Source organism: Paenibacillus sp. AD87, assembly GCF_001659845.1.
In the GTDB taxonomy this organism is placed as follows: Bacteria; Bacillota; Bacilli; order Paenibacillales; family Paenibacillaceae; genus Paenibacillus; species Paenibacillus marchantiae.
The window spans coordinates 108260-123809 of record NZ_LXQN01000016.1 but is presented as its reverse complement, the minus strand read 5'-3'; the positions used below and the strand labels follow the sequence as shown (position 1 = coordinate 123809).

Sequence of the window (15550 nt, the reverse complement as noted above, 5' to 3'; positions counted from 1 at the left end):
TCATTCTTCCTCTCCTTGTCCCATATACGGGAATGATGCTTCGGGTTCCTCTGTTGGCAAACAGATGCATACCCGCGTCCCGCCTCCCGGATTCGGTTCTGCGGTAATCGTACCTCCGTGAACTTCGACGATTCCTCTACAGATGGCAAGCCCGAGTCCCGTACCTGTCACATGCCTTGACGATTCGGATCGATAAAATTTCTCAAACACCCGCTCGCGCTCTGCTTCCGGAATCCCAACACCCGAATCAGCCACCACAATAGTCATTCGTCCATGCCGCTCATCCACCTTCACCGTAATGACGATTTCACTGTCCTCTGGTGAATATTTGATGGCATTGCTGATGACGTTGACCAGAACCTGCTCCAGCAAAACCTCATCCCCGGATACAAACGGCGGCTGATCGGGCAATTCAACCCGAATGCGACGGTGCTGGATGAATTGTTGAACCTGGGTTAGCACAATGCCGATCATGTCGCCCACGTCGCACCATTTTCTGCGCAGCTGCAACATGCCACTCTCCAGCTTCACCATGCCCAGCAAATTGGTTACCAGCCTGTTCATGCGAAGCGCTCCATCCCGAATATTGCCTGTCAGTTCTTTTCGATCCTCCGGGGTAAAAAGAGAATCATTCTCCAGCAAACCTGTCGCTGAACCAATGATGGCCGTAAGGGGTGTCCGTAGCTCATGGGACACCGAGTCCAGCAAAGCGGTGCGAATTCGTTCCGATTCAGCCGTCACTTGCGCGAGTCTCGCTTCCTCAGCCAGCTTGACACGGGCAATGGCACTTGCTGCCAGCCCGCCACACGCTTCCAGCAAACGCAGCTCTTCCCGCTGCTCCTGAAGATCGCTGGATTCCAGATTCACAGCAAGCACCCCATGTGTCTGGTCTTCTGTACGCAGCGGCACATACAGACCAGACGATTCCCGCAGGCTGGAGGAGCCGCGTCCGGCAATTTCGCCATGTTTATACACCCATTTGGCAATAGCGACTTCAGCTTCCCCTTCACCCCAGGCTATTGAATCCGAATCCTCCGAAGAGGAGGTAACCTGAAGTTCGCCTTGAGCATTCGGGAGATATATTGCCGCCGGAGCCCCAAGTGTCAGTGACACTTGTCTCACAATGTTGCCGAGTAGAGTATGCAAATCTGTAACAGCCGTCATCTGACGGCTTAAAGCATATAGCGAATTCGTCGTAATCTCGCGTTGTTTTACCACCTCTAGCTGCTGCCGCAGGCGCCCCGCCAGACTCGCCGTTAATACCGCCACTGCCAAATACACTATAAAAGAAAACATATATCGCAAATCTTCAACCGTAAAACTGAGAAACGGGGGAACAAAAAAGAAGTCAAAGGCAACAACGCTAAGACTTGCTGCATATATGGCCGGACCCATTCCCCAGTACACAGCGCTGACCAATACCGGAAAAAGATAAATTAACCCCACGTTAACCAGGTCATCACTAATCCCTATCGCATGAAGCAGAATGGTTAGCAATGTGATTCCAAGGGTTACCCATATATATTTGGGAACACGGTTCAGCTTCAGCCGGAAGTCTTCCCCTTTATTTCGTTCAGACACAGCACATCTCACATCCCGCTCAGATCATAATCGTAGTCCGCAACGATCAATACGTCCATATGTCTGGATAACCGCACCAGCCTGCTGACCACCGTTCCCTTTCCACGATAGCCATTCAGCCACCAGACTCGTCTCGCTTGACCAACCACCAACTGCGTTGCTTTTTCTTCAGAAGCTTTACCCGCCAAAATACCAGGCACATCTCTCAGCCTCTGGCTATGATGAATATGAAATTTGCCGCCCAGTCGAACGGTCAGCTGTTCCAGCTCCTCCAACTGGCATTTCACTTCATCACTCATGACTTCACCTACATGAACATAGTGCACATGCCAGACCGCCTTTAACCGGTAGGCTGTACGAAATCCGCGGCGAATCAGCCGCTCCGCATGCTCATCACTGCTTACGCAGACAAAGACCGCCTCCTGTCTGCGCCAGGGACCGCGAAGTGCACTTTTGCGCTCCTGTGATTCGAGGCGTTCATCCACATCATCGGCCAATTCCCGCAGGGCAAGTTCCCGTAAGGCAATCAGATTACCAATGCGAAAAAAATGACCAAGCGCTTGTTCCACCTTGGCTGCTGCATAGATTTTACCCTCCCGCATGCGTTGCCGCAAGGCTTGGGGGGCAACATCGATAAGTTGGACCTCATCTGCCATTTGTAAAATCTGATCCGGCACGGTCTCTCGGACTCGAATTCCCGTAATATGTTCCACCGCATCGTTCAGACTTTCCAGATGCTGTACATTCACGGTAGTGATGACAGAGATGCCCGCATCCAACAGGATCTGCACATCTTCGTAACGCTTTTGCCGCGTGCTTCCCGGGACATTCGTATGCGCAAGCTCATCCACCAATACCACTTCAGGACATAGACGAAGAATGGCATCAGTGTCCATTTCCTCGAGCTGCACCCCTTGGTACACCCGCTGCTCTCGTGGAATGATGGATAATTGGCCGATCTGTTCCACCGTCTCCGCCCGATTATGTGTCTCCAGCAGACCAATCCGTACGTCGATGCCTTTGCGGAGCAGATCATTGCCTTCCCGGAGCATCATATAGGTTTTTCCCACACCTGGCGCAGCTCCGATGTATACCTTGAACTTGCCACGCTGAATCTGACCAATCTGTGCCTTCATCTCCTGCTCACTTAACCTGCGATATGTTGGCGTCTCTGTATCCGGCAATCGGGTCGGAAGTACCCGCTCGCCCTCATGCTGTGCCCGATCGGCAAGCAGAAACAGATCGACACCCCGCACTCTGCGCAGCAATGAATTAACAAATGATCCCCGCCACAGCTCCTGCCAGCGACTGTGCCGTGAGTGTCCCATAACAATACGGGTAATCTGATGCTGGACTGCGTAGCGTGCAAGCGTAGATGGAATGTTACGGCGGTGTAATACAGGCAATTCCTCAAACTGTCCCCCGAATTTCTCCACAAGTTTAATCATGTTGCGACGAAAAACAGTAGCTTCCTTGGATAGCGGCTGCTTCATATTGCGAAAGGTCACGGCATGCAGATCCCCGTTTAATCTCTTCGCAATCTGCTGTCCGCGCCGAATATAGATGGACCCGTTCCAGTGATATTGGGTGGATACCAAAATGCGTTCCATGATGCCTGTCGTAACCGTAATTCCCATCTCTTCCCGGTGCTCACGCAGTGATTCGTTGACCCCTTCCGCAACAAGTCGAAGAGCCAGTTCACGCAAAATGCCCAAATTGCCATGCCGAAACACCGCTTCACCTTCATGTCCCCGAAGATGTCCCTCGGCAAGGCGGCTTAATACGGTTTCAGGAGTTACATCGATGAGCTTCACTTCATCGGCCAGTTCAAGGGTATCGGCAGGCACGGTATGCTCTGCTGCAATTCCCGTTAGCTGGCGTGCAAGCTCCGTATATCCCTCCAGCTCATACACATTCACCGTTGTAATGACACTGATGTTGTGTCGCAGCAAATACTGAATGTCTTCCAGTCGGGTTGCATGACGCGCCCCTTTTCGGTTTCTATGAGCAAGCCCATCAACGAGCACAACCTCCGGATTACGTGCCAGCAAGGCATCCAGATTCAAATCCTTCATTTCCAAGCCATCCTTCCAGCGAGACCAGTGAATGCTTGGAATCCGCTCCAACTCGCCGAGCTGCTCCACGGTCTCCGGTCTTTGCATGGTCGACACAGCGCAGATAACCACATCGATCCCCTGATGGCGTAATGTGTTTCCTTCCCTAAGCATATGATACGTTTTGCCCGAACCGCTGACCGGACCGATATATATCTTCAAGGTGCCCTGCTGCAGCTTCGTGATCATCTTCAAGATGTCTTCCGGGGACTTCCGCTTGAAGCTGTCTTCCATCCTGTTCACTCCCCCAACATAACCTTTACTTAAAATGGAGAAAGCCCCTTCCGAAGCTCGGAAGAAGGCCTGATACGAACAACCGAGGGAAGTTGTATTCCCCGTGGATCTATCCAACACGATGCCTGTTATTTCAGCTCAGCCGTCAACGCTTGATTCAGAGCGGTCACATTCACACGCGGCTCACCGAAAATGCCTAGCTGTCGCCCTTGTGTATATTCCTCGACGATCTTGGCAAGCTCTTGCTCACCAAGGCCCGTTGCCTGGCTAATCCGGGGAATCTGTGCTTTTGCCGCTTCCGGTGACAGATCGGGGTCAAGACCGGAACCGGAACCTGTCACGAGATCTGCAGGAATTTGCTGCAAGCCCGGATTCTCTTGCTTGAGCTGAGCCACCTTTTCCTTCATTTCAACTATATACGCCTCCGAAGCCACGGCGCGATTGGAACCTGCCGAAGCAGTTCCATCATAATTGGCATTCGATGCCCGGGGCTGGAACAGCCCCGGCGATTTCACTTCCTGCGCCAGCAGCGACGAACCGATGGTTTTCCCGCCTTGTGTGATCAGACTGCCGTTCGCCTGATTTGAGAAGAGCAGCTGTGCCACTCCAGTTGTAACCAACGGGTAGATAATACCGCAAATCAGCATAAGCACAATAGACAACCGAATGGCGGGCAGTACCTGTTTCATATGAATCACATCCTGAATTTATTATTAGTTGTACCATTACACCAGATGAAGCCCCGACAGTACCAGATCAATCAGCTTAATACCGATAAACGGTACAATTACACCGCCCACACCATAGATGAACACATTTCGTCCAAGCAGCCGCTCCGCGGACATAGCCCGATATTTCACACCCCGCATGGCGATCGGGATTAGCAGTGGGATAATGATGGCGTTGAAGATCAGCGCTGACAGAATCGCGGACTGCGGTGAAGCGAGATTCATAATATTGAGTGCTTGAAGCTGCGGCATGGCTAAAATAAACATGGCCGGAATGATGGCGAAATACTTGGCAATATCATTGGATATCGAAAATGTCGTCAGTGCGCCGCGGGTAATAAGCAGCTGCTTGCCAATGGAGACCACCGACAACAGCTTGGTCGGGTCGGAATCCAGATCAATCATGTTGGCCGCTTCCTTGGCCGCCATGGTGCCCGAATTCATCGCGAGGCCGACATCGGCCTGCGCCAGAGCAGGAGCATCGTTGGTGCCGTCGCCGGTCATGGCGACGAGCTTACCCTCCTGCTGCTCTTTTTTGATCGCGGTAATCTTGTCTTCAGGCTTGGCCTCGGCAATAAAATCATCCACGCCCGCTTCCAGCGCAATGGTCGCCGCCGTCAGGGGATTATCCCCTGTACACATGATCGTCTTGATGCCCATGGCTCGCATCTCTGCAAACTTCTCTTTCAGCCCTGGTTTCACTGTATCTTTCAGATAGATCACACCATAAATCTGGTCATCAATCGCAACAGCAAGCGGTGTACCCCCAGCCTTTGCAATTCGGTTAGCTATATCGTCCAAATCGCCGGGTATCCGTCCTCCACGGGAGGAAATATGGCGTTTGATCGCATCCACCGCACCTTTGCGGATCTGCTTCCCACCGCTTAGATTCAGACCCGACATTCGGGTCTCAGCGGTGAAGTTCACATGTTCTGCATCTGCATATTCTGTCTCCGCCCAGTTCTCACTCTGCTTGCCAGCCAATTCAACAACCGAGCGTCCCTCCGGTGTCTCATCGACTACGGAAGCTTGCAGCGCAGCCCGGGTCATCTCCTGTGCAGATACGCCCTGAACGGGAATAAACTCTGAGGCCATGCGGTTGCCGTACGTAATTGTTCCGGTTTTGTCCAGAATTAGCGTGTCAATATCACCTGCCGCTTCCACCGCTTTACCCGACATGGCTAGTACGTTGAACTGCGTGACCCGGTCCATGCCCGCAATACCGATCGCGGATAACAGCCCGCCAATCGTCGTCGGAATCAGACAGACAAGCAATGCGATAAGCGTAGCCAGATCGAGCCGGATGCCCAAATAGTTCGCCATTGGCACCATGGTCATGATGACAATCAGGAATATCAGGGTCAACACGGCGAGCAGTGTGGTCAGCGCAATTTCATTCGGCGTTTTCTGGCGCTGTGCGCCTTCAACGAGTGAGATCATTCGGTCGAGGAACGACTCCCCGGGATCGGTCTGCACACGCATCACGATATAGTCGGAAGTAACCCGCGTGCCTCCTGTAACGGAGGAAAAGTCACCGCCCGCCTCCTTGATTACTGGAGCCGATTCCCCGGTAATGGCGGACTCGTCGATAGAGGCCAGCCCTTCAATAATCTCACCGTCCGTGGGAATCAGTTCGCCTGCTTCTACACGGACGATATCTCCTTTTTTCAACTGGGTCGAAGACACTTGCTTGATGGTTCCGTCTTTCTGTACCAGCTTCGCAGTCGTGTCCGATTTCGTCTTCCGTAGCGTATCTGCCTGAGCTTTACCCCGTCCCTCTGCCAGTGCTTCAGCAAAGTTGGCAAACAGCAACGTGAACAACAGGATGATAAACACCGCGATGTTGTACCCTCGCCCTGCCTCGGATGCAACAAATAGATCCGGATTGATACATAACAGCAATGTGATGAGTGTGCCGAATTCGACGATAAACATCACCGGATTTTTGATCATGACGACCGGGTTCAGCTTCTTGAAGGCATCCAGAGATGCCTGAAGCAGAATATCCCGACTTAATGTTTTGCTTCTTTTGGGCGTACCGGGATCCGTGTCCGTACCTCTCGTTCCTTTACCCTGGGTTCTGATCGTGCCTCTGTCTAATCCTTCCACCGTCTGCTCCTTCTTTCGTTCTACTACATTCATTGTGATAATCCACCTCCGCACTTTACGTCCTTGCTCCTATTCCCATATCCGATCACTGTACCGTTCATCATCGAATCATCGCCAAATGTTCTGCAATCGGTCCAAGCGCCAGTGATGGGAAGAACGTCAACGCCCCAACTACCACAATCATCATCACCAAAATACCTGCAAAAAGAGGCGTGTGCGTACGCAATGTACCCGTTGTTACGGGAACAACCCGTTTGGTGGCCAGTGATCCGGCAATGGCGAGCATCGCGATCATGGAAATGTATCTTCCAAGCAGCATTACCACACCAATGGCGATGTTGTAAAAGTCCGTATTGGCATTCAGTCCGGCAAACGCCGATCCATTATTGGCAGCTCCGGATGCAAAGGCATATAACACTTCGGTCAGACCATGCATGCCTGAATTCGAAATTGAAGCGACAGACTCAGGACGCATAAGCGCCAGCGCGGTCGGAGCCAGAATAATCAAAGGATGAACAAGCAGCGCGATAGACGCGAGCTTCACTTCCTTACCCTCAATTTTTTTGCCCAGAAATTCAGGGGTCCGCCCAACCATCAACCCACAGATAAACACAGCCAGAATCACATAGAGCAATCCGTTGAGCAAACCTACTCCTTTACCGCCGAATACGTTGTTAAGCATCATCTCGGCCAGTGCAACCATGCCACCAAGCGGGGTAAGCGACTCATGCATATTGTTCACCGACCCGGTTGTAGCTGCTGTAGTCACCGCTGTGAAAAGCGCCGATTCGGATACCCCAAACCTGACTTCCTTGCCTTCCATATTACCTTGGATTCCCACCGCATCCAGCGCTGGCACACCGCGATATTCCGAAACAAATACCGTGGTCAGCATCACGAGGAAAAGTAAACTCATAGCCGCAAACAGCGTCCAGCCCTGCTTCCGGTTGTTCACCATGATGCCGAAGGCGTAAACCAGCGCAGTAGGAAGCAGCATCATGCAGACGATATGCACCAGGTTCGATAACGCCGTGGGGTTCTCAAATGGATGCGCTGCATTGGTTCCGAACCAGCCTCCACCATTGGTACCCAAATGTTTGATCGACTCCAGCGAAGCGACCAACCCGCGGCTAATCGTCTGCTGTGCCCCGTCCAGTGTGGTTGCGTTCACCGCTCCCGCCAGTGTCTGCGGCACACCCTGGAATACGAGGAACAACGCCACAATGAAGCTCAGCGGCAAAAAGATTCTCGTAATCGACCGTACCACGTCGACGTAGAAGTTCCCCAGTTCATCCCGTCGGCCCACCAGGCCGCGAATGAAGGCAATAGCGACCGCGAAGCCGGTCGCGGCTGAGGTGAACATTGGAAACGTCACGGCCAGCATCTGTGACAGATACGACAGGGCATTCTCACCCGTGTAAGACTGCCAGTTCGTGTTGGTCATGAACGATGCAGCTGTATTAAAGGCCTGTGCCGCAGGCATATTACCGATGCCATCCGGGTTGAGTGGCAAATACTTTTGCAGCCGCAGCACCAGAAACATCAATAAAAGCATGATGAAGTTCGAAATGAGCACGGCTGACAGGTACTTTTTCCAACCCATCGACTCGTTCTCCTTCACCCCCATCAATCGATACAACAATCGCTCAGGCCCGCCAAATATCCGATCCAGACCTGTTCGTTTGCCGTCAAACACCTTCACCAGATAACTCCCCACTGGCTTCACCAGTAGTATGATGATCAGCAGCGTCACCGCCACTTGTAATAAACCGCTACTCATATCCGCATTTCCTCCCTAAAATCGACGATCCGAGTGCTTCTGGTTTCGTGCCCCAAGCGACCATCAGAACTTCTCCGGCCTCACTAGCACGTAACCAAGATAGACTACCAGTGCGAGCACTATCATGCCGATGACGATCATACGGCTTCTCCCCTTTCATGCCCTATGCATTCATGCTTTCTCACAAAATTTCACAAAGCCCCAGAACACCACAAACAACAGCACGACCAGCCCAATGATCGTGGCATCATTCACCATGTGCTCCCCTCCCTCTCTCTACCGTTCTTGCAACCTTCTACATATGAAATCGTAATACGAAACGCTGTAAAAAGGGGGTAAAGAAATACCCGCCAGGGTGTAAAAAAAGCGTAAAAAAAGACCCGTTCCCCTCAGCGATCAGCTGAAGGAAACGGGTCTATGTATGTTGGATGCCCTTTATCCAAACGGATTCTGGGCCCATTGCAGCAGTCTCTTCCGGGTAATTTTCCCGTGTGACGTATGTTGAATAACTTGGCCGCCGTCCAGCAGCAGGACTTGAGGCGATTCATGGTGAACCTCGGTGTCTTCCGCAATGCGGCGGGAAAGCGAGCGGCTTTCGATGACTTTGACGATCCGGTACTCCATCTTCTGTGCGGGATCTGATGCATTTGAGCCCACAAAGGCCATAAACTCCCTGTATGCTCTCGCACTGACTGGACAAGTCGTACTGTGTTTCAGAAGCAGGACCGGATGATCCTGCGACCGCTCAAGTACCTCTTCCCATTCCTCCTGCTTATACAATTCCTTGACATGTTCACTCAGCATATCATCCAGCCCCGAGCCTGCACGTTTGCTAACGACAGATCCAACCACGACGCCCATTGCCACACCAAAGGCAACCCCCAGAGCGATCTGGTTTGTTGCCACGCCAATACTCGTTCCAATGGCAATACCCACCCCAAGCCAAAGAGTTTGAGGATTCACTTTTTTGTCCATGGAGATCATCCTCCTTGAAGATATTTATAAAAAAATATTAACTTTAATGTAGGAACAGCACTCATTTGCCTGTATAAAATGGCTATGGTAACATAAGAATAGACAACATGGAGAGGTGAAATCCTCTTACGGCGCGCGTCTGCTCAGATGCAGAGCAAATCCCACCGCAGGCGGTCAACCTGTTTAACGGTGGGTTTTTGTTTATGACTTCATTACGGTAATGCCCACCCGTTGTCTACCAAAATTATACCATAGGCGCCTACGCAGGCGCTTTTATATTCCTCATCGAAGGGTCCACTTTTGTGATACACTGAGTGTAATTTGGCAACGATGAACATGAAGATATGATTGGAAAGGCGGAAATTCGTTATGGCATATGCTTTTATGATCGAACCGCAGTATTATACCGCTTTGGAGAACGAAGACGAGTTGATTGAGAAGTGCCAGGAATGGGGCTTGCTTTCGGAAAAAGCAACGAAGGTCAAAACGTTCTATTATAAAGGGAATGGGCTGAATATGCCTTGCACCATCATTGGCTTTGTCGATCATATGGCAGCAGTCATTCAATTGGACAATAACCAGAAACACTGCATTCATCCGTCTTATCTGAAAGAAATGCAGGCGTCCAGCTATAATGTAAAAAGTCCGGTTGGAGCGGGCACGGCAAAGGACAAATCTAATGAACCAGTCGCTACAACCAACTTAGAAGAGCTCCCTAGCTCTGATGCTGCACAAGATCCTGTTACTGCTTCCTATTCGGATAAGATTCCATCCAGTATGAGTGACTTTGATTCCGAACTGGATGTGGACACGGATGACGATGATACCTCCTCCGAGCTAAAAGGTGACCCTGATGGTCTGGTGGAAGAGTATGTTGGACCCGCTAACGCAACAAGCAGTGCTGCTAAACCAAAGGCAAAAACCGCAGGTAAAGCTAAATCGCTTAAGATTGAATTGCCGGAGGGTAAAGTGAAAATGTCCGCTGTTGTGAAGGAATTTACGACCGTGCCGAACCATTTCTCCGACAATGATGATGAAGTCATTATCTATGAAGCTCTTACGATCACCGAGCCCGAAGTTATTGACGTTGGCGAAGCCTGGTCCAGCCACAGTGCCACGATCAAGAAGCAGGAGCTTGAGGTTGGCGATGTGCTTACTTTTGAAGCAAAAATTATCAAGAAAAAGCTGACCAAGAACCCTGTTCCCTACAAAATCAACAATCCTTCCAAGATTCAGAAAGAAGTCTAATTTTCAGATTAGCAAGTATACACACTCCTTGCAGGAGTCACAAAAAAAACCTCCAGACACGTTACTCATGTCCTGGAGGTTTTGTAGTTTTATCTTTTATGTTAGAGACACTAGCTTACATTTTACTGATGGTTGGCTGCTGTACAGCTGATCTGGAACTGAACGCCAAATTTATCGATAACCATGCCGTAGGCTGGACTCCAAAATGTTTCCTGGATCGGCATTTTCACTTCGCCACCGTCTTGCAACTGGTTGAAAATTGCTTTGGCTTCATCCGCAGTATCCGTGTTCACCGTGACATTCACATGATTACCCACAATATAAGGCATGCCAGGGAATGTATCGGATAACATCAGTACAGAACTGCCAATCTGCAAAGAAGCATGCATGATGCGGTCTTTCGCTTCGGGAGGTACGGGGTGATCTGGGTTGGAAGGACCATCGCCAAATGTCTGGAGAGCCAGCACTTCCGCTCCAAATGCCTTTTTATAAAATTCTACTGCTTCACGTCCGTTACCATCCGTTACAAGATACACATTCAAGCTAATCGCCATTCGTGCTTCATCTCCTTGATATCATGTAATTGAACCATTCCTGCCACTTGCGACAAGAGTATATACGAATAGGTTGTCCATTGACAAGAAGGTATTTCCACAAACTCCTCTAAGAACAAATTCCCCCTCTCCAAAGGGGCTCTGACCACTATTCATTCCACTTCCAGCAGTACTGGGGCACAAAAATCATCCAGTGGTAGGATTGTCCTGTATTCCTTATTTTATCCCCGGTTTGTGCGAGCGAAATGAAAGAATTGTTAGGATAATCCCCGGTACCAGCGCAGCAAAACTGGCAGAGATGAGACACCATTTCAGCAGAGTAAAAATCGGAGTCAATTCCGCTACCACGGGAGTATGTACAGGATAACGATACATCGTCAAGGAGGCACCTGCATTTTCAAGCATATCTAAGGCCCATCCTCCAACTGGAAGCAAATTAAGCCTTCGCCAGCGATTCTCTGGCGGAATCACTCGATACAGAATAGACAACAAAACCAACAACAGGAACAGATAAACGAGCGGCCAGACGAGATCAAATGTAAAACGTGCCTGGATATAAGCGCTACGCCCTTCTTCCCCATATTGTTCAGCCATCTGGTAGAGATCATTTGACGAATACAGGAAGGATGTATCCGGTGATTCTCCACTTCCTGTTACTTCTTCCGACTTCGCCGCCTGCCAGGGAAGAATGAATGCAATAAAGCATGCAAAAATAACAACTGAAGCCACCACCCATTTCCAATTCACCCAATGGTATAGCCCTCTCGAGAGTTTGCTCAGCATGGTCTGTTCCTCCTATCTCCAAAAAAAAACCACTCTCCCGAATCCTGTCGGTAAAATGGCTGCGGTCGATCCTATGAGGTTAGCGCGTTTTTACGATGCTATCTATTTCACTTTTCAACAAGAGGTATCGGTGAACACTTCTCATGATCGGGACCTTAGTTAGTTTATTCTTGTCTACATAAAGTTTCATCTGATCTTTGGTCAGACCGAGCAAACTCCCTGCTTCAGATACCGTCAATACAACCTCGGGATTCGTAGCATTAAACGTTTTTTTCACTTTCTGGTTCCAGTCCTCGAATACCTGCATAGATCAGTGATCTCCCCTATCCATAGCCAGTCATTTTCCAGGCTGAATAGATCTATTATACCATACTTGTGATGATCGTAACTTAATCCTTATGGAGAACCAATTAATGTTAGAAATGGATTCATTCCTGGCATTGCGTTAACTGGAGAGTTCACTCTGTCAGCAGGATGGATATCCGATGATCTAGTCTGTGCGAAGGAACATGATTATCAAGGTCGCTGAAGTCAGAAAAAGACATAGCGGAGAGAACAGAATGCTATCCCATTTTGCAAACGTCGTCCCCTTCTTTCTCTTAAAAAAACCAACCCATCTAAAGTCCCCTACAGCACGAATCATAAATAGAATGGACAGGACCCATGCCCCATAGGACAAGAGAGAGAGGGAGAACAGCACTCGCACCACTCCGCCCAGCTCCAGAACGAACCACGCCGCCAAAGCCAACAGTAACGCAATAACCAATGTACCTATCTTCCCCGGCTCAAAGAGTCTGTCTTTCCCCGTGTGTGGGATGGCTGCTTCACGCCCCCACGTTCCTCCAAGCACCCAATAGACATGCAAACCACTCAGTATTGCAAAAATAACACCCACCATCCAGGTCAGAGTCAGAATCGCCAACATGTCACTCTCCCCCTAACTGAAAATCCATTCCTTGTAGATCACTTCAACATGTCGCTGAACCCCTTCATCACTCAACGTCTCCTGCTTGTGGCGCTCATACCAACCCAAGTAGTAATGGTACAACATCCATGATTTCTGATAGGCCTGCTCCGATTGAAAACCTCTTTGGACCAGCAGTTGCTGCATAAACTCCATTCTCAGCTGCTCCACTTCATTCAGGATCGATCGATAAGCATCATCCTTCAATGACAGTTTCCGCAGATAAAAAAGAAAATCTCCCCGCCCGGTTGTTCCAAACATCCGGCTCAACACCACAATAATTCGTTCATCTGCAGTCGCATGGACATTGGAATCTGCAATTATCTGCTGGGTGGTTCGTTCTCTCCACTTCTCAATAATCTGTTGAATAAAGATAGCTCGACTACTGAAATACCAATAAAAGCTGCTTTTGCTGCATCCCAACGAAACTGCCATTTTCTCTATAACGAGCTCTTCTACCCCGCCTTGTGCAAATCGTTCAATACCTTGCTGGACCCATTGTTCCTCGGTAACGATAATTTTAGGCATACTCATCCTCCCCTCTTATGTACGGTACCGTCTAGATAATTATGATTCTACAATGATTCGTAGTCTATGTACACCTATGGATGTGAGGCATATCAAAAAAACCACCTTACAGAAAGGTGGTCTCGTCGTTGTTATGCCCTAAGCCTCTTCCCAGAAGCGGCGCAGGTTGCTCATGGCGATTTTGGAAGCAGATTTGCATTCCTCCATGCCCTCAAACTCAATCGTAATGTTACCATCATAACCGGAGTCTTTGATCAGCCTCACAATTTTGCGAATTGGAATATCCCCTTGCCCAACAATGGCACCGCGCAGGAAGTTGCCGTAAGCGGTTGTGAACCATTCCCCTTCACCGGGATGCTCATCATAAGGGCGGAAATAGAAGTCCTTGAAGTGAACCAGAGAAGCGTACGGCAGATTTTTCATGACCCCGATAATCGGATTCTCATCCACGCACATGAAGTTGCCGATATCGAGTGTCGTTTTGAAGTTGGGACGATCTACGGCATGAAGCACACGCTGCACACGGTCACTGGCCTGCACACTGAAGCCGTGATTCTCAATGGTTGTTGTAATGCCAAACTGTGCAGCATAATCAGCAATGATTTGGCTTCCTTTCACCATCAGCGACAAATTTTCCTCAAACCAGGCAATGGTCATTTTCTCCTTAGGCAAAGTAAACGCCGTTACGTCATGACGCATATGCTTTACACCCATCCGGTGTACAACATCGACATGTCTTTTGACCCGAGCTATCTCTTCTTCAAAAGCTTCTTCCGTCTCCTGCACGAAATTCGCAGGCATCGAATAGTTGGACAGCTCAATACCCGCAGAAGCAGCCCGCTCCCGAATGGCGTCGGCGAGATCAGGATTGTCCTCCACGGTGTAGCCATACGGAACCATCTCCATATGCTCGCCACCATTTGCAGCAATCCAGTCGATGATATCCAGAACCGTCATTTCACCCGAATTCAGATCGTTCAACAAGCTATAAGTACTCAGGCCCACTTTCATCTGCTCAGCTCCCTATCGGTATTGTTGGATAAATTTAACCGCTTTGCGAATGTCCTGTTCCGGCTGGTCGCCTACCTCGCGTTCAATCGTCAGATAACCTTTGTAGCCAATATCCCGAAGGGCTGCAAAGTATGCGTCAAAATCCACACTGCCCTCGCCCAGCGGTACCTCACGGAAGAACGTTCCGGAAGAGACCATTTCGGCAATTTTCTCATGATCCATAGGGGCATATCCCACTGCACCGTATACGTCCCTCGGGTCTACTTCCTTCAGGCGCACACCATCTTTCACATGGGTATGCACAATATAATCCTTGAGCAGATGAACACCTCGTGCAGGGTCATCTCCAGTAACCATCACCATGTTCGCCGGGTCAAAATTCACCGAAACCCCGTTAGTCGACAGGGTATCCAAAAACCCTTTCAGGTCTGCAGCCGTTTCCGGTCCCGTCTCAATCGCGAAGTAGGCTCCTGCGCTTTTAGCATATTGACCCAGTTCCTCACATGCGGTATGCAGTGTGGCATACACTTCGGAGGAAGGATCGTGCGGAACAATACCGATATGTGTTGTGACGATATTTGTACCTAGATCCAGAGCAAGATCCACGATGCGCTTGGACTTCTCTACTTTCCACGGATTATCTTCCTTGACCTGGAACCCGTGACCGCCCAAATCGCCAACCAGGGCAGAAATTTCAAGACCAAGAGAATCGATATAACTTCTTAACTCCTTGCGGGCCGCCGGAGAGAGGTTCTCGGGGTCCATCTCTCCATGGACTGCATAGATCTGTACGCCTTCTGCACCTACATCCTTCGCTTTGCTTAATCCTTCACGTACACCTACACCGAAGCTATCCACGATCACGCCAATCTTGTTTGTTAATTTCATGCCATACCCTCCCGTTAAATCGGTATTTGATTTTTCATTCCTGGTGAGCCTTC

Annotated in this window: 15 protein-coding genes; 1 reads left to right on the top strand and 14 read right to left on the bottom strand. The window is 49.9% G+C overall.

Going from position 1 to position 15550, the window contains the following annotated elements; all coding sequences use genetic code 11:
* The 7 genes from gpAD87_RS23595 to ytxJ all read right to left on the bottom strand — a co-directional run bounded on the left by gpAD87_RS23595 (position 1) and on the right by ytxJ (position 9521).
* Entirely contained in the window at positions 1 to 1581 is a 1581-nt protein-coding gene (locus tag gpAD87_RS23595) for an ATP-binding protein (protein ID WP_231952808.1), read from the bottom strand.
* An 8-nt stretch (positions 1582 to 1589) separates the two neighbouring features.
* Positions 1590 to 3929, bottom strand: a complete 2340-nt coding sequence (locus tag gpAD87_RS23590; RefSeq protein WP_064641278.1) for a histidine kinase — start codon at positions 3927 to 3929, stop codon at positions 1590 to 1592.
* A 128-nt stretch (positions 3930 to 4057) separates the two neighbouring features.
* A complete protein-coding gene (gene kdpC, locus gpAD87_RS23585) occupies positions 4058 to 4618 on the bottom strand; it encodes a potassium-transporting ATPase subunit KdpC (RefSeq protein ID WP_064641275.1) in 561 nt (186 codons plus the stop codon).
* Between the two features lie 36 nt (positions 4619 to 4654).
* Complete coding sequence (gene kdpB, locus gpAD87_RS23580; RefSeq protein ID WP_231952806.1) at positions 4655 to 6799, bottom strand: potassium-transporting ATPase subunit KdpB; 2145 nt, start codon at positions 6797 to 6799, stop codon at positions 4655 to 4657.
* Between the two features lie 67 nt (positions 6800 to 6866).
* Complete coding sequence (gene kdpA, locus gpAD87_RS23575) at positions 6867 to 8546, bottom strand: potassium-transporting ATPase subunit KdpA (RefSeq protein WP_063566450.1); 1680 nt, start codon at positions 8544 to 8546, stop codon at positions 6867 to 6869.
* A 63-nt stretch (positions 8547 to 8609) separates the two neighbouring features.
* Positions 8610 to 8672: a potassium-transporting ATPase subunit F gene (locus tag gpAD87_RS31585; protein ID WP_231952816.1), complete on the bottom strand. Its 63-nt coding sequence runs from the start codon at positions 8670 to 8672 to the stop codon at positions 8610 to 8612.
* Between the two features lie 309 nt (positions 8673 to 8981).
* Positions 8982 to 9521 (bottom strand): bacillithiol system redox-active protein YtxJ, encoded by a 540-nt coding sequence (gene ytxJ, locus gpAD87_RS23570; protein ID WP_177031293.1) that lies wholly within the window; start codon positions 9519 to 9521, stop codon positions 8982 to 8984.
* Between the two features lie 369 nt (positions 9522 to 9890).
* Here ytxJ and gpAD87_RS23565 point away from each other — a divergent pair, with 369 nt between their 5' ends.
* Entirely contained in the window at positions 9891 to 10769 is an 879-nt protein-coding gene (locus gpAD87_RS23565) for a hypothetical protein (protein ID WP_064641273.1), read from the top strand.
* Positions 10770 to 10891: 122 nt separating this feature from the next.
* On the opposite strand, the gene gpAD87_RS23560 is transcribed toward gpAD87_RS23565, so the two are convergent.
* The 7 genes from gpAD87_RS23560 to gpAD87_RS23530 all read right to left on the bottom strand — a co-directional run bounded on the left by gpAD87_RS23560 (position 10892) and on the right by gpAD87_RS23530 (position 15497).
* On the bottom strand, positions 10892 to 11323 hold the full coding sequence (locus gpAD87_RS23560; RefSeq protein WP_064641272.1) for a VOC family protein: 432 nt from the start codon (positions 11321 to 11323) through the stop codon (positions 10892 to 10894).
* 216 nt (positions 11324 to 11539) lie between these two features.
* Positions 11540 to 12106: a hypothetical protein gene (locus gpAD87_RS23555; protein WP_064641270.1), complete on the bottom strand. Its 567-nt coding sequence runs from the start codon at positions 12104 to 12106 to the stop codon at positions 11540 to 11542.
* Between the two features lie 79 nt (positions 12107 to 12185).
* Entirely contained in the window at positions 12186 to 12413 is a 228-nt protein-coding gene (locus tag gpAD87_RS23550; protein WP_053782996.1) for a hypothetical protein, read from the bottom strand.
* Positions 12414 to 12596: 183 nt separating this feature from the next.
* Positions 12597 to 13031 (bottom strand): DUF3995 domain-containing protein, encoded by a 435-nt coding sequence (locus tag gpAD87_RS23545; RefSeq protein ID WP_064641268.1) that lies wholly within the window; start codon positions 13029 to 13031, stop codon positions 12597 to 12599.
* 12 nt (positions 13032 to 13043) lie between these two features.
* On the bottom strand, positions 13044 to 13598 hold the full coding sequence (locus gpAD87_RS23540) for a TetR/AcrR family transcriptional regulator (protein WP_064641266.1): 555 nt from the start codon (positions 13596 to 13598) through the stop codon (positions 13044 to 13046).
* Positions 13599 to 13736: 138 nt separating this feature from the next.
* On the bottom strand, positions 13737 to 14609 hold the full coding sequence (locus tag gpAD87_RS23535; protein ID WP_064641264.1) for a sugar phosphate isomerase/epimerase family protein: 873 nt from the start codon (positions 14607 to 14609) through the stop codon (positions 13737 to 13739).
* Between the two features lie 12 nt (positions 14610 to 14621).
* Entirely contained in the window at positions 14622 to 15497 is an 876-nt protein-coding gene (locus gpAD87_RS23530) for a sugar phosphate isomerase/epimerase family protein (protein WP_064641263.1), read from the bottom strand.
* Positions 15498 to 15550: the final 53 nt, after the last annotated feature.